The following is a 19,179-nucleotide window of genomic DNA, read 5'->3' on the forward strand; positions in this document are numbered from 1 at the left end:
GGTTATTTACTGAGTTCAGAAATAACCACGTAGACCAATTCTAAAGTTACGCCCGGGTAGTGGCGCTTCATCTTTAATAAATGAACTATGTACAAAACCCAGTTCATCCGTAATATTATCAACGTTGATATAAAACTGTGTATCTACCGGACCGACACTTAATTGGTAATTTGCTTGCGCATCAAACAGTGTATAGCTATCAGTTGCGGTTTCATAAGCCGTAATATCACGTTGTTCAAAGTAGTGTGTGCCAGTTAAGCTGAACTGCCAATCACTGATATTATACTGTAATTCTGAACCTAACTTATTTGCCGGAATACGCGGTAAATACCCTTCATCATCAGCAAGTTTTGCAGTGGTTGAGTCACCAAATACTTTTACCATCGCATTTGAATTTAATTGATAATGTGCGTCAAATTCAATGCCGTATAATTTCGCATCTTTACTGACAAATTGATAAACAGCCATACCATCATCGTGGCCAGGCTCTGCAGCTTCAAGGCCGTGCTCTTCATCAAACACTAACCCCGTGTTCTGCTGATAGTAAAAATTGGCAATGTCGTTATAGAAAAAGTTAACCGTATAACCAAAATCGCCACTAAAGCGTCTAAAGCCAAAATCAATATTGGTTGATGTTTCTTGTTTGATATTTTCAGGTTCGAAGTGAATTTCACCGTCTTCTATCGCGTAGCCTAAACCAAGCTCATAGGTGCCAGTTGCAATATGGACACCATTTGATAATAGCTCGGCTGATAACGGTGCGCGTTCAGAGTGTGACACGCTCAGCGCAATACTTTGTCCGGGTGTATATTGCCAAATAGCGCCTGCTGAAGCGCTCAGATTAGTAAAGCTTTTACTGTAAGGCGTTATTTCATTGGCGTGTTCATCAGTATGATCATCTTCATGGTCATGGTCATGGTCATGATCATGGTCATGCGCAGCAGCACCGACATTACTATCAATATTATAATCTTCAATACGCGCACCTAATTCTAATGTCACGTTGCCAAACTGTTTTTCTTCGAGGATAAATAATGCATGAGTAGTCGTTTTGCTCGCGGGTGTGAAGGCTTCTTCACCATCGGCATCATAATCAGAGTCACTAAAATGATAACCAGCCATACCATGCCAATTACCTAACTTATGCTCGATATTTAAACGTGCTTCAGTGGTTTCATTACTAAAGATAGTACCGATCGCGCCATCTTCAATTTCAGCATGGCGATAATCAGTATAACCTAGACGTAAATTAATAGTTTCAATCCAGTTGTTGTGTAATGCATAGCTCATCAAACCTTGCCAGCGATCTTGTTCTACACGCGCATAAACGGCTTCTTCTTCGCCTTCATCATGGTCGTGTTCGTGATCATGGCCATGTTCATGTTCATGGCTATGTGCTGGAATACCGTAGTCGGTTTCAATACGGCCATAAGAAACACCTAGCGTTAAATGCTCACCTACATAGCTGGTACCAAAGTTAACGGTTTGGCTATCAATAAAGGTATTTTTTACCGAGGTGGCTGTTTCATGCTCTTCTTCGTCATGACCCTCATGATCTTCGTGCTCTTCTTCAGGTAAGTTAAAACGCGGAGTTTGGTAGTCATCACCAGTGCGTTTGGTACCGTCAAAATGGAAGTTAAAGTTGTTATGGCCCGTCTCAAGCTTGGCAGCATAGGTGTTGGCATTTGAAACCGTGTCATGGCTGTATTCAACAGCCCCAGTTAACTGCTCGATATTATCAGTTGGAATGCGGTTATCTACTACGTTAACTACGCCACCAATCGCGCCTGAGCCATAAAGTAGCGTAGCTGGGCCACGCAAAACTTCAATCTGTTCTGCAGCTAGGCTGTCATTCGATGTTGCGTGATCTGGGCCAATACGTGACGCATCGCTGCTGTCTAAGCCATTTTGGGTGATTTTAACGCGAGGGCCATCTAGGCCACGGATTATAGGGCTAGATGAAACAGGGCCAAAATAGCTGGCATTAACACCCGGAAGGCCTTTGAGCGTTTCGCCTAACGTGGGTTTTGCTTTATTGCGCAGTTCATCACCACTGAGTACACTCACTGGTGAAATCATCTCTAAGCTATTTTTATGCAGGGCGGAGGCATACACAACGACAGATTCAACTGACGTAGGTACAAGCGTGATATTTAGAGCAGAACTGGTTTCAGTTACTTGAACTCTAGCATCAACAAAATTATTTTTACTAATATGTAATTGGCTATTAGCATCAATATTAATACTAAATCGGCCATTCTCGTCAGTTTTAATTGACTGTGCTTTACCGTGTACGTGCACATCGGCATAGCTGAGTGGTTGCTTGTTATTGTCAAAAACTTGCCCAGTTACCAGCGCAGCATGAGCAGAAAAAGAGCTTAAAGCAGTGATAATTGCAGTTGATATTAATGAATGTCGGATCATGGTTACTACGTTGTTGCTATTATGTTGTGATATAATATAACACCATCATTTGTGCTGATCAATAATGTTATACCATAACTTTAAAATAAACGTGCTTATATCAGATTGGGCTATACTCAATAGGAGTAACGGCGAGACTGGTGAATATTATGTCTGATAAAACACGTATTTTTAAAGCACGATTTAGCATAGCTGATCTGCGTCATCAGCGTAATCACAAAGAAATTTTTACCACAGCGTTGACTAAAAATGAAACACTGGAGCATTTTGTTTTAAAGCTGTTAGGCTATTGTATTTTATCTTATGACAGCCATGCAGTGCTTAATAAACTTGCTGATAAACTACAGCCAGATGTAGGAATTCAAGCGTTGGATGAACATTATAAAACCTGGTTAAGTGTTGATAAACCTGACCTTGATGAATTAGTTAAGATCGCTAAGCAGGTGGATGAATTATTAATTTTAACAACGGGCAATAGTGAATGGTTAACGCAATCTCAGTCACGGTTAAAGTTATTTGATAATAGCCATATTATTGAGATTGACCAGCAGTTTATTGATGATATTCAGGTGGATTTAACCCGCAGTTTAAATTGGGATGTAACCATAGATGAAAGTAGTTTAATGATCAGTGATAAAATACATTGCTATGAAACAAAGCAGTTTGACTGGCATTAACAAATTACTTCAAATTGAGAGTGATATTGCCATCGGGTTTACAGCAGCACAGCAGTACTTCTCCATCACGTACAAAGGCGAGTGGTTCTTCGTTATAGGTGACTTGCCCTGCTACTAGGGTTGCTCTACAGGCACCACAATATCCTTCTCTACACTGAAAAGGAATTTCATATTGCTGTTGTTCTAGGCAGTCTAAAAGGGAATGACAGCCAGTGTCAAAATCTACACACTGGCTATTATCTGCAAAGTGGATCTTTGCAGTTTTGTTGCTGGTCATTAGAGATCGAAGTCACCGAAATCAGAGGCATTAACTTGAGAGTCAATTTGGCCTACAAGGTATGAGCTGATCTCCGCTTCTTGTGGAGCAACTTGTACATTGTCTGACACTAACCATGAATTGATCCATGGGATAGGGTTACTGCTGGTTTTAAACTGTGTTGGTAAACCAACTGCAGTCATACGAGCATTAGTAATGTACTCAACGTATTGGCATAAAATATCTTTGTTTAAGCCAATCATTGAACCATCTTTAAACAGGTATTCAGCCCATTCTTTTTCTTGTTCAGCAGCATCAACAAACATCTTGATCGCTTCATCACGACACTGGGCTGCTACGATAGCCATTTCAGGATCGTCTTTACCATCCTGCATAATATTCAAAATATGCTGAGTACCAGAAAGATGAAGCGCTTCATCACGGGCGATCAGCTTAATAATTTTAGCGTTACCTTCCATTAATTCTCGCTCTGCAAACGCAAATGAACAGGCAAAACTGACATAAAAACGGATCGCTTCTAAGATATTCACTGACATCATTGCAAGGTATAAAAGCTTTTTAAGTTCAAATAAACTGATATGAACTGTTTCGCCATTAAGTTCATGTTTACCTTCACCGTATAAGTTATACACAGCCACTTTATTAATTAATTCATCGTAATATTTAGTTACGGCATCAGCACGTTCACTGATCTTTTCGTTACTAACGATATCATCAAAAATAAGCTCAGGGGCTTGGGTAACGTTACGAATAATATGTGTATATGAACGGCTATGGATTGTTTCACTAAATGCCCATGTTTCAATCCAGGTCTCAAGTTCTGGGATCGACACAATTGGCAGTAACGCAACATTAGGCGAGCGACCTTGCACACTATCAAGTAAGGTTTGATATTTTAAGTTACTTAAAAATATATGTTTTTCGTGATCAGGTAAGGCCTGAAAATCTAACCGATCTTTACTTACATCGACTTCTTCAGGACGCCAAAAAAACGATAGTTGTTTTTCAATTAGCTTTTCGAAAATAGGGTACTTCTGTTGATCATAACGCGATACGTTAACGGTTTGGCCGAAAAACATCGGTTCTTGTAGTTGGTTATTATGGTTTCGGCTAAAAGTAGTATAAGACATAAGATCACTCAAAAAACGAACAGGGCAAAGCGGGCGTATAGCCCGCTTCCAATTTATATTTATTACCGATTAGATTTTACACGCACCGCCTGCACAATCATCATCTTCCACTTCTGGTGTATCTTCTTGCATATCAGATGCACCATCACGGGTGTTATGGTAGTAAAGGGTTTTAACGCCAAGTTTGTAAGCACCCAGTAAATCTTGTAATAAGACCTTCATTGGTACTTTACCACCTTCAAACTTATTTGGATCGTAGTTAGTATTGGCAGAAATTGTTTGGTCAACAAACTTTTGCATAATACCCACTAATTCTAAATAACCTTTATTTGATGGGATATCCCACAATAATTCATAGTTATTTTTAAGGCGTTCATACTCAGGTACAACTTGTTTTAAAATACCATCTTTACTGGCTTTAACACTGATATGACCACGTGGTGGTTCAATACCATTCGTTGCATTTGAAATTTGCGACGATGTCTCAGATGGCATCAACGCAGATAACGTTGAGTTACGCATACCATGCTCTTTGATATTGGCACGTAATGTATCCCAATCTAAATGCAATGGTTCATCACAAATTTTATCCAAATCACGTTTGTACGTATCGGTTGGCATAATACCTTGCGAATACGTTGTTTCGTTAAATTTAGGACATGCACCACGTTCTTTAGCCAGTTCATTTGAGGCTTTCATTAGGTAATACTGAATTGCTTCAAATGTTTTGTGAGTCAATGCATTGGCACTGCCATCAGAATAACGTTTGCCATTTTTAGCAAGGTAATATGCGTAGTTGATTACGCCTATTCCGAGTGTACGACGGCCCATAGTTGCATTATGTGCTGCTGGCACCGGGTAGTCTTGGAAATCCAGTAAGTTATCAAGTGCACGTACCGCAAGTTCTGCAAGCTCTTCAAGTTCATCCAGTGACTCAATCGCACCTAAGTTAAAGGCCGACAGCGTACACAGTGCAATTTCACCTTCTTCATCATTAACATTGTTAAGTGGTTTAGTTGGCAATGCAATTTCTAAACATAAGTTAGATTGGCGAATTGGTGCCACTTTAGCAATGAATGGGCTGTGTGTATTACAGTGGTCAACATTTTGTAAATAGATGCGGCCAGTGCTAGCACGCTCTTGTGCAAACATTGAAAACAGCTCAATAGCTTTAATACGTTTTTTACGAATTGACTCGTCTTGTTCATATTGTACGTAAAGACGATCAAATTCATCTTGATCTTCAAAAAATGCATCATATAAACCAGGCACATCAGACGGGCTGAATAATGTGATGTAATCATCTTTGATCAAACGTGAGTACATTAGTTTATTAAACTGTACACCGTAATCTAAATGACGAACGCGGTTATCATCAACACCACGGTTGTTTTTAAGCACTAATAAGTTTTCAACTTCTAGATGCCAAAGTGGATAGAACAGGGTTGCTGCGCCACCACGGACACCACCTTGCGAACAACTTTTAACAGCCGTTTGAAAGTGCTTATAAAACGGGATACAACCGGTGTGGTATGCTTCACCATTGCGAATAGGGCTACCTAGTGCGCGAATACGACCAGCATTAATACCAATACCTGCACGTTGCGATACGTATTTTACAATCGCTGATGAGGTTGCATTAATTGAATCTAGGCTGTCACCGCATTCAATCAGTACACATGAACTGAATTGACGCGTAGGGGTACGAACTCCCGCCATAATAGGCGTAGGTAATGAAATTTTGAACAATGACACTGCATCGTAAAAACGCTTTATGTAGTCTAAACGCGTTTCTTTTGGGTAATCAGAGAACAAGCTGGCTGCAACTAAAATATATAAAAACTGTGCGCTTTCATAAATTTCACCCGTAACACGGTTTTGTACTAAATATTTACCTTCAAGCTGTTTAACAGCAGCATAGCTGAAGTTTAAATCACGTCCATGATCAAGGTATTCATCCAGTTGATCAATTTCTTGCTCTGTGTAGTCAGCTAGTAAGTGTGCATCGTAACGCTTATCTTCAACTAACTTAACGATATGATCATACAAGCGCGGTGGCTCAAATTGACCATAGGCTTTTTTACGCAAATGGAATACAGCTAAGCGGGCTGATAAATATTGATAATCAGGCGACTCTTTAGAGATCTGATCAGCGGCCGCTTTGATGATGGTTTCATGGATGTCTTCAGTACGAATACCATCATAAAACTGGATGTGCGATTTCAGCTCAACTTGTGAGACAGACACATTATTTAGACCTTCGGCGGCCCAAGCAATAACGCGATGGATCTTATCTAAATCAAGTGACTCTTTACGGCCGTCACGTTTGCTTACAGATAGCTGTTGGTTCATAGTTTTGCCTGTATTCCTTGGGATATAATATTTTTTAGTGACACATTTTTCTTAAAATAAATTTTTTATTGCAATAAAATTGTATTAGCGCGAATTTAATTGAATAACATTTAGCCACAACATCTGGTGTTCATCAAATTCTAGATCACAAGATAGTGTGGTATGCGATCATTTGCAAGGGGCATAAACGCCCCTAATTGTGGATAACGTTGGGATAACACGCTTGTGTTAGTAGCCATTAACCTTTGACCATCTGATTAAAATGAAATTTATAAAAATCAACTGATGATCGATTAAATTTACGCATTTTAAAAATAAATTTTGGCTGCTTTTTTTATCAACAAACAATGTGCAAAAAGTAACACGATCACAATATGTAGTGGTTAAAATTTAACATGGCACTATATATGGTTAAATGCATCAATAGGTGATTGCCAATTAAAATCGGCTTGCCAACTCAATGCTTCAGCTTCACTAGGGATGTAGCCCCACAACGCAGCAGCGCTGTGCATGTTTGCAGCCTTGGCTGCAATTATGTCACGCTGCGCATCACCGATATACAAACAACGACTCGGATCAACATCTAACAGTTGGGCTGTATGCAGTAAAGGTAAAGGAGATGGTTTAGCGATATCGAGGGTGTCACCACTGACAATTGCCTGTGCATCTTTTAGTTCAGCAATTGCAGCAACTAATGGAATAGTCAAAAACTCAGGTTTATTAGTCATGATCCCCCATTTGATCTGTTGTTGATCAAGCGCGATCAATAATTGTGCAATTCCAGTAAAGCATTGACTATGGGTGGCAATATTATCTGCGTAGGCAGTTAATAGCTGCTGGCGTAAGTCAGCTTGATTTGGGTGATCGTGCCATTGCTGACCAAATCCAGCTGCAAGCAGCGCCATTGCACCGTTAGAAGCTGCAGGGCGATATATATCAGCGGTTACTGATGGTTGGTTATGATCAGCGAGTACGTAATTTAGCGCAGCCCCTAAATCATCTGCGGTATCGAGTAATGTACCGTCTAAATCAAAAATAAAGGCGTCGTAATCAATTGCGGGGGTTGCTGTGTTAAAACCAGCCATTACGCTAGTTTCTCAAAATGCAGAATATAATTAACGCTTACATCGGTATTTAAGCTGTACTGCTTTGATAAAGGGTTATAACTCAATCCCGCACTAGCACGTACTTTGAGGCCCGCTTGTTCTGCCCATGCAATGAGTTGTGCTGGTTTGATAAACTTTTTATGATCATGGGTTCCATCAGGCACCATCTTCAATAATTTTTCCGCCCCGATAATTGCGTACAAATATGCTTTTGGGGTTTTGTTTAATGTAGAGAAAAATACATCGGCACCAGGTTTCGCTAATTCTGCTACTGCATGAATGATAGATGCAGGGTCTGGCACATGCTCTAACATTTCCATACAAGTAATAGTATCAAAGCGGGCAGGGTGTTCGCTGGCATACTGTTCGGCAGGTATTTTTATATAGTCAACGTTTACACCGGTTTCTAAACTGTGTAGTTTCGCAACGGTTAACGGCTCTTGACCCATATCAATACCAGTCACATGTGCGCCCATTCTCGCCATACTTTCACTCAATATACCGCCACCACAGCCGACATCGAGTGTTTCTTTGTCGAATAAGCCTTTGGCCTTGTCGGCAATAAAATCTAATCTTAATGGATTAATTTCATGAAGGGGTTTAAATTCGCCTTCACGATCCCACCAACGCTCAGCGATGGCTTCAAACTTTGCAATTTCTGTACTATCTACATTTTGATGTTCGGTCATAAAAAACTTCCTCGTCAATCTCAGGCCATTATATAGGGGTAAATTAATAAATCGCAAAGATTTAGCGCCTGTAAATCTAAATAAATTGTGGTAGCATGACTTGGTAATAATAACTAAATCCCCGCAAGCGCCCATATGTGGCACTTTCGTGGGTCAATACTGAAGGAATGTGATATCAAATGACTGATTTCGCCAATGAAATTCTGCCAGTCAATATTGAAGACGAGTTAAAAAACTCCTATTTAGATTACGCAATGAGCGTAATAGTAGGACGAGCACTACCAGACGTACGTGATGGTTTAAAACCTGTTCACCGCCGCGTTTTGTTTGCTATGAACGAGCTTAATAATGATTGGAATAAGCCTTACAAAAAATCAGCCCGTGTGGTTGGTGATGTAATTGGTAAATACCATCCCCATGGCGACAGTGCGGTGTATGACACAATCGTACGTATGGCCCAGCCATTCTCTTTACGTTATATGTTAGTTGACGGCCAAGGTAACTTTGGTTCAGTTGATGGTGACTCAGCAGCAGCAATGCGTTATACCGAAGTCCGTATGGCGAAAATGTCTCATGAGCTTTTGGCTGATCTTGAAAAAGAGACTGTTGATTTTGTACCTAACTATGATGGTACAGAGCAAATTCCTGACGTATTACCGACCAAAGTTCCTAACTTATTAGTGAACGGTTCATCGGGTATTGCGGTAGGTATGGCGACGAACATTCCTCCTCATAACTTAACTGAAGTTGTGAATGGCTGTTTAGCACTTATTCAAAACCCTGAATTAACCATTCATGAACTAATGGATTATATTCCGGGCCCAGATTTTCCAACTGCGGCAATTATCAACGGTAAAAAAGGCATTGAACAAGCCTATTTAACTGGCCGTGGCAAAGTGTACATGCGTGCACGTGCGGAAATTGAAGTTGACGAAAAAACCCATCGTGAAACGATCATCGTTCACGAGATCCCTTATCAAGTAAATAAAGCCCGCTTAATTGAAAAGATTGCTGAGCTTGTTAAAGATAAGAAGATTGAAGGCATTAGTGCATTACGTGATGAATCAGATAAAGACGGTATGCGTATCGTTATCGAGATCAAACGTGGTGACGTAGGCGAAGTGATCTTAAACAACCTGTATGCACAAACTCAGTTACAAACTGTGTTTGGTATGAACATGGTTGCGTTGATCAATAACCAGCCTAAGTGTTTCAACTTAAAAGAAATGCTTGAAGAATTCATCATTCACCGCCGTGAAGTAGTGACTCGTCGTACGGTATTTGACCTACGTAAAGCCCGCGATCGTGCACACATGCTTGAAGGCTTAGCAATTGCACTTGCTAACATTGACCCAATTATCGAGCTTATTCGTAACTCACCAACGCCAGCTGAAGCTAAAGTAGCACTTGCTAGCCGCCCGTGGGAATTAGGTAATGTAAAAGCCATGCTTGAAAAAGCCGGTGAAGCAAATGTTGCCCGTCCAGATTGGTTAGCGGATGACTTAGGCATTCGTGATGGTCAGTATTATATTTCTGAGCAACAAGCCCAAGCAATTCTAGATTTACGCTTACACAAGCTTACTGGTCTTGAACATGAAAAGATTCTAAGCGAATACCAAACGTTATTAGATTTAATTGCCGAGCTTTTATATATTCTTGCTAATCCTGAGCGTTTAATGGAAGTTATCCGCGATGAGTTAGTTGAAATTAAAGAGCAATACGGCGACGAACGTCGTACTGAAATTAATGCAGCGGCTCATGATATTAGTCTTGAAGACTTGATCACAGAAGAAGACGTAGTAGTAACCCTATCTCACGAAGGGTATGTGAAGTATCAGCCATTGTCTGATTACGAAGCACAGCGCCGTGGTGGTAAAGGTAAATCAGCAACCAAGATGAAAGATGAAGATTTCATTGAACGTCTACTAGTTGCTAATACTCACGATACTATTTTATGTTTCTCAACGGCAGGTCGCTTATATTGGCTTAAAGTGTATCAATTACCACTTGCCAGTCGTGCAGCCCGTGGTAAGCCAATTGTAAACTTATTGCCGCTTGAAGCAGACGAACGTATTACGGCTATCTTGCCAGTACGTGAGTATGAAGAAAATAAATACATCTTTATGGCAACTGCATTTGGTACCGTGAAGAAAACACCATTGACTGCGTATAGCCGTCAACGTGCTAGCGGTATTATTGCCGTTAACTTAAACGACGGTGATAGCTTGATTGGTGTCGATATCACTGATGGTAGCAACGAAATCATGTTGTTTACTGATGCTGGTAAAGTTGTTCGCTTTAAAGAAGCCGAAGAATCACCTGTTTTAGATGAAAACGGCAACCCAGTACTTGATGAAAACGGTAACCCGGAAATCAAGTTCAAGGGTGTTCGTCAGATGGGCCGAACTGCAACAGGTGTTCGTGGTATTAAGATGGCTGAAGGCCAACGTGTTGTATCATTAATTGTACCTAAGACGAATGGTGCTATCTTAACCGTGACAGAAAACGGCTACGGTAAGCGTACATTGCTCAGTGACTACCCTGCTAAGAGTCGTGCGACTCAAGGTGTGGTATCAATCAAAGTAAGTGAGCGTAACGGTGCTGTAGTTGGTGCTGTACAAGTTGACGATAACGATGAAATCATGATTATCTCTAATCGAGGTACTCTGGTGCGAACTCGCGTTAATGAAGTTTCTACCGTTGGGCGAAATACCCAAGGTGTTATTTTGATAAGAACTATTGACGAAGAGCAAGTAGTTGGTTTACAACGTATCGAAGAGATCGAAATCGATGAGCTTAACGCTATTATCGAAGGTGAAAGCGTTGAACTAGTCGACACTGTTAATGATGACGCTGGGGATAATCCTCCAGAGGCATAACATTAATCATTAAAGCGGCTTCGGCCGCTTTTTTTTACTATAAAAATCAAAAAAATTAATTGTTAAAATTAGCAATTAAAAACAATTGTTAAATTACTGGAATGAGGAAAGGTAATGAGTATATATAATTTTTGTGCTGGGCCTGCAATGTTGCCGCCAGCTGTGATGGAAAAAGCACAAAAAGAATTTCTTGATTGGCAAGATTTAGGTGTATCGGTGATGGAGATCAGTCACCGTAGTAAAGAATTTTTAGCATTAACGGCACAATGTGAAGCAAGCTTACGCCGGTTAATGAATATCAGCGATGAATTTGAAGTGCTGTTTATGCATGGCGGTGGTCGAGGCCAATTTGCTGCAGTGCCACTGAACCTGCACCAAGCAGGTAAAGACGCCGTATATTGTGAAAATGGTGTGTGGTCTAAAGGTGCGGTTGACGAAGCGGTCAAATTCACTACCGTCACTGAGCTTGATGTCCGTAATGACACAAATGAGCAATTTTCTATCAAACCAGTTAGTGAGTGGCAATTTCCAGCCGATCCTTCATACATCCACTATTGTCCAAATGAAACCATTGATGGCATTGAAGTGTTTGATGTACCAAGTCACCCAACAGCGCCGATCGTTGCAGACATGTCATCAACTATTTTATCGCGTGAGTTTGATGTTGATCAGTTTGATTTAATTTACGCTGGTGCACAAAAGAATATTGGTCCATCAGGCCTTGCCATTGTGATCATTCGTAAAACGTTGCTTGAGCGTGAAGGGGTTGCAAAGCCAGGTATATTTGATTACGCACTCGAAGTAAAACAAGGCAGCATGTATAACACGCCACCTACGTTTGCTTGGTATTTAGCGGCAGAAGTATTTGACTGGCTTGAGAAAAATGGTGGTGTTAAAGCCATGGAACAGCAAAATATAGCAAAAGCCGAACTGCTGTACGGCTTTATTGATGAATCACCGTTTTATAGCAATAAGGTTGCTAAGCATTGTCGTTCACGTATGAATGTGCCTTTTTGGCTCAATGATGAAAGCTTAAATGCACAGTTTTTAGCCCAAGCAAAAGAAGCTGGCTTACTTGCACTTGAAGGTCACCGTATTGTTGGCGGTATGCGTGCGAGTATTTACAACGCCATGCCACTTGCCGGTGTACAAGCGTTAGTTGACTTTATGGCGAAATTTGCCAAGGAGCACAGTTAATGGAGCAGTTACGCTTAGAGCCAATTAATCTAGTAAATGGCAGTGTTACCTTACCTGGCTCAAAAAGTTTATCAAATCGTATTTTATTGTTAGCGGCACTTGCGCAAGGCACAACGGTTGTAGAAAACTTATTAGACAGTGATGATATTCGTCATATGCTTGGTGCATTAAAATTATTGGGCGTTGATGTCAGTCTTAATGATGATAAAACTGTAGCCACTGTAAAAGGTGTTGGCGGGCAGTTTTTGACTCCAGCTGAGCCATTGTTTTTAGGTAATGCAGGCACTGCGTATCGCCCACTGACTGCGGTTTTAGCCGCTGTGAAGGGAAACTATGAACTAATTGGCGAGCCACGTATGGAGGAACGTCCAATTGGTCACCTAGTTGATGCATTACAAGCGCTCGGTGGGGATGTTAGTTATTTAAAAAATAAAGACTATCCGCCACTTAAAATTGTTGGTGGGCAAATTAATGGCGGCAACGTTGCAATTGATGGCAGTATTTCGAGCCAATTTCTTACCGCATTATTAATGGCAGCGCCGTTATTTAATGGCGATACGTGCATTACAATTAAGGGGACGTTGGTATCTAAACCGTATATTGATATTACCTTAGATGTAATGGCTCGCTTTGGCATATCGGTAACTCACGATAACTATAAAACCTTTACTGTAAAAGGTGCGCAGCAATACCAAGCTGTTGAGCGTATTATGGTTGAAGGGGATGCATCAAGTGCATCTTACTTTGTCGCTGCGGCGGCAATTGCCGGTGGTGAAATCGAGATCAAAGGTGTAGGTGCAAAATCTGTGCAAGGCGATATCGGCTTTGCAAAAGTGATGGAGCAGGTCGGTGCTAAAATAGATTGGTATGACGAGCGCTTAGTGGTACGTAAAGGCGAATTAAAAGGTGTTGATATCGATGCCAATGCTATTCCTGATGCGGCGATGACCCTTGCGACAGTGGCGTTATTTGCAGATGGTCCAACCGCTATTCGTAATATCTATAACTGGCGCGTAAAAGAAACTGATCGCTTACATGCAATGGCGACGGAGCTGCGTAAAGTGGGCGCTGAGGTAGTTGAAGGTGAAGATTTCATCGAAATAACACCGCCAAAACACTTTAACGATGTGGCGATTGATACCTATGACGACCACCGTATTGCGATGTGTTTTGCCATGGTAGCGGTAGGCGGCAAGCCAATAACTATCAATGATCCTAAGTGTACATACAAGACATTTCCAACATTTTTCAATGTACTAGCATCAGTTAGTCAATAAATGACTAAAGTTGAAATATAAAAAGTTACATACAAAAAGCGGATATATTTAATTAAGTAACGTATAATGTCGCAGTTTTATTTTGGTGTGCATTGCAGGAGGTTTAAATGCAGGCGTTATTAATGCCCGTGATCACCGTTGATGGCCCAAGTGGTTCAGGTAAAGGAACTGTTTGTCGCTTGTTAGCCGATAAATTAGGGTGGGATGTACTGGATAGTGGCGCGATTTATCGCGTATTAGCACTAGCAGCACTTCATCACCAAATTGCACTAGACAACGAAGAGGCATTGGTGCCTTTAGCTGCTAACTTAGATGTGCAGTTTTTAGTTGATAGTCAAACTAACGCTGGAAAGGTTATTCTGGAAGGTGAAGATGTATCAACAACAATTCGAAATGAAGAAGTAGGAGCTGCCGCTTCAAAAGTAGCAGCCTTACCGCGCGTTAGAGAAGCATTATTACGGCGCCAACGTGCATTTCGAACTGAAAATGGGCTAATAGCCGATGGCCGCGATATGGGCACTGTGGTGTTCCAAGATGCTCCATTAAAAATTTATTTAACCGCTAGTGCAGAAGAACGCGCGCGCCGACGTTTTGTTGAGTTGAATGAACGCGGTCTTGATGTTACACTAAGTGGTCTATTAGAAGATATTCAAGCACGTGATGACCGCGATATGAATCGTGCTGTTGCGCCGCTTGTACCAGCTGACGATGCTATTGAACTCGATACTAGCGAGCTTAATGCACAGCAAGTGTTTGATAAGGTTATGACTTTATTAGATGCAGCGATCGTCGAAGGTAAACTTCCAAAGCGACGATAAACTATTTATGCGCCAGCAGGATGCCAGTGCTATTTTAACAACCCCATGCAGCATGGTTGCTTATTGGTAATAATATATGAGACGTATATTCGTATGTCAGAAAATTTTGCGCAGTTATTTGAAGAAAGCTTAAAGGGTTTTGAAGCAGAGCAAGGCTCTATCGTTAAAGGTACAGTTATCTCTATCGAGAACAACATTGTACTTGTAGATGCTGGTCTTAAATCAGAAAGTGCTATCCCTGCAGAGCAGTTCAAAAATGCTGCTGGTGAACTAGAAGTTGCTGTTGGCGACGAAGTAGATGTTGCACTAGATGCAATTGAAGACGGTTTCGGTGAAACTATCCTTTCTCGTGAGAAAGCGAAGCGTCACGAAGCGTGGATCCGTCTTGAGAAAGCATGTGAAGAGCAAGAGACTGTTACTGGTGTTATCAACGGTAAAGTTAAAGGCGGTTTCACTGTTGAAGTTGATTCAATCCGTGCTTTCCTACCTGGTTCACTTGTTGATGTTCGTCCAGTACGTGACACAACTCACCTTGAAGGCAAAGAGCTTGAATTTAAAGTAATCAAGCTTGATCAAAAACGTAACAACGTTGTAGTTTCACGTCGTGCAGTTATCGAATCTGAAAACTCACAAGAACGTGAAGAGCTTCTTGCTAACCTTGTTGAAGGTCAAGAAGTTAAAGGTATCGTTAAGAACCTTACTGACTACGGTGCATTCGTTGACCTTGGTGGTGTTGATGGTCTACTACACATTACTGATATGGCGTGGAAGCGTGTTAAGCACCCTTCAGAAATCGTTAATGTTGGCGACGAAATCGCAGTTAAAGTTCTTAAATTCGACAAAGATAAAACTCGTGTATCTCTAGGCCTTAAACAGCTTGGTGAAGATCCATGGGCAGCTATCGCTGGTCGTTACCCAGAAGGTTCTAAACTTTCTGGTCGTGTAACTAACCTTACAGATTACGGTTGCTTCGTAGAAATCGAAGAAGGCGTTGAAGGTCTAGTACACGTTTCTGAAATGGATTGGACTAACAAGAACATCCATCCTTCTAAAGTTGTTAGCTTAGGCGACACTGTTGAAGTTATGGTTCTTGAAATCGACGAAGAACGTCGTCGTATTTCACTTGGTCTTAAGCAATGTATTGCTAATCCTTGGCAAGAATTTGCTCGTCTTCAAAACAAAGGCGATCAAGTTACTGGTAAGATCAAATCAATCACTGACTTCGGTATCTTTATCGGTCTTGACGGTGGTATTGACGGTCTTGTACACCTTTCAGACATTTCTTGGAATACACCTGGCGAAGACGCTGTACGTGAATTCAAGAAAGGCGACGAAATCACTGCTATCGTATTGCAAGTTGACCCAGAGCGTGAACGTATCTCTCTAGGTGTTAAGCAAATCGAAGCTGACCCATTCAATAACTACCTTGATGCAAACAAAAAAGGTGCTATTGTTAAAGGTAAAGTGACAGAAGTTGATGCGAAAGGCGCAACTGTTGAACTTATCGAAGGCGTTGAAGGTTACATCCGTGTAGCTGATATCGCTCAAGAGCGCGTTGAAGATGCAACTACTGTTGTTTCTGTAGGCGACGAAATTGAAGTGAAATATGTTGGTGTTGATCGTAAGAACCGCACTTTAAGCCTTTCAGTTAAAGCTCTTTTCGAAGCAGAAGAGAAAGAAGTACTAGAAAAGCTTAAGAAAGAAGAGCCAGTGTTCGAAAACGCAATGGCAGCTGCATTCGCAAATGCACAAAAAGACTAATTAATCAGTCTTAATTGGAAGGGCAGTGTTGCCCTTCCTTTATCTCTTTTTAAGGAAACGTTATGACTAAGTCAGAATTGATAGAACAATTAGCCGAGCAACACGCGCATGTACCTGTGAAAGATGTTGAGAATGCTGTTAAAGAAATTCTTGAACAAATGGCCGGCTCATTATCAAGCTCAGATCGTATTGAAATCCGTGGCTTTGGTAGTTTCTCATTACACTTTCGTTCACCTCGCACAGGTCGTAATCCAAAGACTGGCGACACGGTTGAGTTAGAAGGTAAGCACGTACCACATTTTAAACCAGGCAAAGAGTTACGAGATCGCGTAAACGCGAGCATTGCCTAGTTACTTAGTTGGAGTAGTTACTTGTTTAGGGTATTAAAAATTATCCTGGTAGCAATATGCTTAATTTTTGCATTTGTACTTGGTTCGCAAAATCCACAGTTAGTGCAAATAAATTATATTATTGCCAGCAATACTTTACCCCTCGCAATGATAATAAGTATCTGCTTTGCTTTAGGTGTCGCAATTGGTTGTTTTATTAGCTTTAAATTGTTTTCGCAATTAAAGTGGCAAAACTATCGTTTGAAAAAAAAATTAGCGCCTGAAAAAGATAATAATAAGCTTGTTGCTAATAAAGACACCTAACTATGATTGAGCTTTTGTTTTTACTTTTACCTGTTGCGGCTGGTTATGGCTGGATCATGGGTAAAAATAGCGCTAAAAACCAAGCTCATCAACTTAATCGTCAGATCACATCTGAATACAGTAAAGGCTTAAAGTTTTTACTCGACAGAGAGGAAGATCAAGGCCTTGAGCACTTAATCAACTTGCTTGAAGTCGCCGCTGACTCTGTTGAACATTATTCTACATTAGCAACGATGTTTCGCCGCCGAGGTGAATTAGATCGTGCAATAAAAATCCACGAATTACTGCTCAAACACCCAAGCCTTAATGAACAACAAGCTGCTGCTAGTCGCCTTGAACTTGCTGAAGATTATATTATGGCGGGTTTGCTTGATGGCGCCGAAGAACATTTAGTGTGGTTAGTAAAAGCCAACCACAGTGATGCATTAGAGCCGATACTTAATTTATATTCGCAAACACGCGAATGGGAAAAGGGTATCAATATGTTTGAAGCACACAGTGATTTATTTTCAAAGCCGCAACATTTCAAAGCCATCGCTAACTTTTATTGTGAAGCTGCGTTGCTTAGCAATGATCCGCAAATTATGCGCAAAGCCATTAGCCTAAATCATAAAGCGATCCGCCCATTATATGAATTAGGTAAATCAGCATTTGCAAAAGAAGATTACGTAAAAGCAATTTATTATTGGCGTGAGCTGATCTGTAGTTTCACTTTTTTTGCCCCCTTGTTTATAGATGATTTAGCTCACAGTTATGAGCAATTAAACTTAACCCACCAATTTCATGAATTATTACAGCAGCTACTTGATAAGGGTGGGGTGCTAATAAAAATAAAACATTGCCAAGCATTACTTGAGCAAGGGCATACCGAACAAGCAATTAAATTTTTAACTGATAGTTTAAAACGTCAGCCGACAATTCGTGGCTTTAGTTTTTTATTACAGCTATTAGCAAAACAAAATAATGATATTAAAGATGTACTAGACCAAATAGATAAACTGGTCACATCTTATATTGCGACCAAGCCAGATTTTCAGTGCCAACACTGTGGCTTTACCAGTCATACAATTTATTGGGTTTGTCCTTCGTGCAAACATTGGGAAACCATAGTACCGAGCCGTGGTTTAGACGGTTTTTAGTTTTCTATAAAAATATTCACTTACTTCTACAATCAGTTTTAGGAAAGTTATGTCTCTCGAACATTCAAAAAAAATTCTTATCGCCCTCGATTACGATGATCAGCAAACCGCTTTAAACTTTGTAAAGCAATTATCGCCTGATACATGTCGTTTAAAAGTAGGCAAAGAAATGTTTACCTATTTTGGACCTGCTTTTGTAAAAGAATTAATTGACCTTGGCTTTGACGTATTCTTAGATTTAAAGTTTCATGATATTCCAAATACAGTTGCCAAAGCGGTTACCGCAGCTGCCAAAATGGGTGTTTGGATGGTGAATGTTCACGCCAGTGGCGGTGTTGAAATGATGACTAAAGCCAAACAAGCGCTTGAGCAATTTGGTGATAAAGCGCCATTATTAATTGCCGTAACCGTTTTAACCAGCATGGATGAAACAGAGCTTAAGCGTTTAGGTGTTGATAAAACCCCAGAACAGCAGGTTATTTATTTAGCAAAACTTGCCAAAGAGTCAGGCCTTGACGGGGTAGTGTGCTCAGCGCAAGAAGCCAAGCAATTAAAATCGCTACTCGGTAACGATTTTAAATTGGTGACGCCAGGTATTCGCCCTGCGGGAAGTGATGCAGGAGATCAAAAACGTATCATGACACCAAAGCAAGCAATTGAAGATGGCAGCGATTATCTAGTTGTTGGCCGTCCGATCACCCAAGCCGCAGACCCAGTTGCAACACTTAAAGAAATTAATGACTCGATAAAATAAACAAGCGCTATTTTAATTAGTACTAGTACTATTACTATTACTATTA

The 19,179-nt window shown here is 40.7% G+C and carries 16 protein-coding genes; 10 read left to right on the forward strand and 6 right to left on the reverse strand.

Features of this window, described 5'->3' with window-relative positions:
• Positions 1–15: 15 nt before the first annotated feature.
• Complete coding sequence (locus H5200_RS03005; RefSeq protein WP_182760919.1) at positions 16–2,424, reverse strand: TonB-dependent receptor domain-containing protein; 2,409 nt, start codon at positions 2,422–2,424, stop codon at positions 16–18.
• A 149-nt stretch (positions 2,425–2,573) separates the two neighbouring features.
• Here H5200_RS03005 and H5200_RS03010 point away from each other — a divergent pair, with 149 nt between their 5' ends.
• A complete protein-coding gene (locus H5200_RS03010; protein ID WP_182717449.1) occupies positions 2,574–3,101 on the forward strand; it encodes a YaeQ family protein in 528 nt (175 codons plus the stop codon).
• A gap of 4 nt (positions 3,102–3,105) precedes the next feature.
• On the opposite strand, the gene yfaE is transcribed toward H5200_RS03010, so the two are convergent.
• From yfaE to ubiG, 5 genes are all read right to left on the reverse strand, one after another.
• The gene (yfaE, locus tag H5200_RS03015) at positions 3,106–3,378 is read right to left on the reverse strand and encodes a class I ribonucleotide reductase maintenance protein YfaE (protein ID WP_145233207.1); all 273 of its coding nucleotides are present in this window, start codon (positions 3,376–3,378) and stop codon (positions 3,106–3,108) included.
• Entirely contained in the window at positions 3,378–4,508 is a 1,131-nt protein-coding gene (gene nrdB / locus H5200_RS03020; RefSeq protein WP_145233209.1) for a class Ia ribonucleoside-diphosphate reductase subunit beta, read from the reverse strand. Before nrdB ends, yfaE begins: the two co-directional genes overlap by 1 nt.
• Before the next feature lie 69 nt (positions 4,509–4,577).
• A complete protein-coding gene (gene nrdA / locus H5200_RS03025; RefSeq protein WP_145233211.1) occupies positions 4,578–6,860 on the reverse strand; it encodes a class 1a ribonucleoside-diphosphate reductase subunit alpha in 2,283 nt (760 codons plus the stop codon).
• A 401-nt stretch (positions 6,861–7,261) separates the two neighbouring features.
• Positions 7,262–7,945 (reverse strand): HAD family hydrolase, encoded by a 684-nt coding sequence (locus H5200_RS03030; RefSeq protein WP_149982490.1) that lies wholly within the window; start codon positions 7,943–7,945, stop codon positions 7,262–7,264.
• On the reverse strand, positions 7,945–8,655 hold the full coding sequence (gene ubiG / locus H5200_RS03035; protein WP_182760920.1) for a bifunctional 2-polyprenyl-6-hydroxyphenol methylase/3-demethylubiquinol 3-O-methyltransferase UbiG: 711 nt from the start codon (positions 8,653–8,655) through the stop codon (positions 7,945–7,947). The genes H5200_RS03030 and ubiG overlap by 1 nt, the downstream gene beginning before the upstream one ends.
• Positions 8,656–8,834: 179 nt before the next feature.
• Between ubiG and gyrA the strand changes: the two genes are divergently transcribed.
• The 9 genes from gyrA (at position 8,835) to pyrF (ending at position 19,133) form a co-directional block, all read left to right on the forward strand.
• Positions 8,835–11,534 (forward strand): DNA topoisomerase (ATP-hydrolyzing) subunit A, encoded by a 2,700-nt coding sequence (gene gyrA, locus H5200_RS03040; RefSeq protein ID WP_145233217.1) that lies wholly within the window; start codon positions 8,835–8,837, stop codon positions 11,532–11,534.
• Positions 11,535–11,648: 114 nt separating this feature from the next.
• Entirely contained in the window at positions 11,649–12,731 is a 1,083-nt protein-coding gene (gene serC / locus H5200_RS03045; protein ID WP_182717451.1) for a 3-phosphoserine/phosphohydroxythreonine transaminase, read from the forward strand.
• Positions 12,731–14,008 carry a 3-phosphoshikimate 1-carboxyvinyltransferase gene (gene aroA / locus H5200_RS03050; protein WP_182730600.1) on the forward strand — a complete coding sequence of 426 codons (1,278 nt, stop codon included), beginning with the start codon at positions 12,731–12,733 and terminating at the stop codon, positions 14,006–14,008. Before serC ends, aroA begins: the two co-directional genes overlap by 1 nt.
• Before the next feature lie 107 nt (positions 14,009–14,115).
• Positions 14,116–14,826 (forward strand): (d)CMP kinase, encoded by a 711-nt coding sequence (gene cmk, locus H5200_RS03055; protein ID WP_149982486.1) that lies wholly within the window; start codon positions 14,116–14,118, stop codon positions 14,824–14,826.
• Positions 14,827–14,919: 93 nt separating this feature from the next.
• Positions 14,920–16,587 (forward strand): 30S ribosomal protein S1, encoded by a 1,668-nt coding sequence (gene rpsA, locus H5200_RS03060; protein WP_029216020.1) that lies wholly within the window; start codon positions 14,920–14,922, stop codon positions 16,585–16,587.
• Positions 16,588–16,649: 62 nt separating this feature from the next.
• Positions 16,650–16,937 (forward strand): integration host factor subunit beta, encoded by a 288-nt coding sequence (gene ihfB / locus H5200_RS03065; protein ID WP_016707218.1) that lies wholly within the window; start codon positions 16,650–16,652, stop codon positions 16,935–16,937.
• 21 nt (positions 16,938–16,958) lie between these two features.
• A complete protein-coding gene (locus H5200_RS03070) occupies positions 16,959–17,240 on the forward strand; it encodes a lipopolysaccharide assembly protein LapA domain-containing protein (RefSeq protein WP_016707217.1) in 282 nt (93 codons plus the stop codon).
• A gap of 2 nt (positions 17,241–17,242) precedes the next feature.
• Positions 17,243–18,379 carry a lipopolysaccharide assembly protein LapB gene (gene lapB / locus H5200_RS03075; protein ID WP_145233226.1) on the forward strand — a complete coding sequence of 379 codons (1,137 nt, stop codon included), beginning with the start codon at positions 17,243–17,245 and terminating at the stop codon, positions 18,377–18,379.
• A 49-nt stretch (positions 18,380–18,428) separates the two neighbouring features.
• Positions 18,429–19,133, forward strand: coding sequence for an orotidine-5'-phosphate decarboxylase (pyrF, locus tag H5200_RS03080; protein ID WP_182760921.1), 705 nt, complete (start codon positions 18,429–18,431; stop codon positions 19,131–19,133).
• The last annotated feature ends 46 nt before the right edge of the window (positions 19,134–19,179 follow it).

Source organism: Pseudoalteromonas sp. SG43-7, assembly GCF_014164295.1.
GTDB lineage: Bacteria > Pseudomonadota > Gammaproteobacteria > Enterobacterales > Alteromonadaceae > Pseudoalteromonas > Pseudoalteromonas rhizosphaerae.

Coding starts and splice junctions, on each gene's coding strand:
- yfaE (WP_145233207.1), bottom strand. CDS start 3,378: ATGACCAGCAACAAAACTGCAAAGATCCACTTTGCAGATAATAGCCAG.
- gyrA (WP_145233217.1), top strand. CDS start 8,835: ATGACTGATTTCGCCAATGAAATTCTGCCAGTCAATATTGAAGACGAG.
- H5200_RS03005 (WP_182760919.1), bottom strand. CDS start 2,424: ATGATCCGACATTCATTAATATCAACTGCAATTATCACTGCTTTAAGC.
- pyrF (WP_182760921.1), top strand. CDS start 18,429: ATGTCTCTCGAACATTCAAAAAAAATTCTTATCGCCCTCGATTACGAT.
- H5200_RS03030 (WP_149982490.1), bottom strand. CDS start 7,945: ATGGCTGGTTTTAACACAGCAACCCCCGCAATTGATTACGACGCCTTT.
- cmk (WP_149982486.1), top strand. CDS start 14,116: ATGCAGGCGTTATTAATGCCCGTGATCACCGTTGATGGCCCAAGTGGT.
- ihfB (WP_016707218.1), top strand. CDS start 16,650: ATGACTAAGTCAGAATTGATAGAACAATTAGCCGAGCAACACGCGCAT.
- rpsA (WP_029216020.1), top strand. CDS start 14,920: ATGTCAGAAAATTTTGCGCAGTTATTTGAAGAAAGCTTAAAGGGTTTT.
- nrdA (WP_145233211.1), bottom strand. CDS start 6,860: ATGAACCAACAGCTATCTGTAAGCAAACGTGACGGCCGTAAAGAGTCA.
- serC (WP_182717451.1), top strand. CDS start 11,649: ATGAGTATATATAATTTTTGTGCTGGGCCTGCAATGTTGCCGCCAGCT.
- nrdB (WP_145233209.1), bottom strand. CDS start 4,508: ATGTCTTATACTACTTTTAGCCGAAACCATAATAACCAACTACAAGAA.
- aroA (WP_182730600.1), top strand. CDS start 12,731: ATGGAGCAGTTACGCTTAGAGCCAATTAATCTAGTAAATGGCAGTGTT.
- lapB (WP_145233226.1), top strand. CDS start 17,243: ATGATTGAGCTTTTGTTTTTACTTTTACCTGTTGCGGCTGGTTATGGC.
- ubiG (WP_182760920.1), bottom strand. CDS start 8,655: ATGACCGAACATCAAAATGTAGATAGTACAGAAATTGCAAAGTTTGAA.
- H5200_RS03010 (WP_182717449.1), top strand. CDS start 2,574: ATGTCTGATAAAACACGTATTTTTAAAGCACGATTTAGCATAGCTGAT.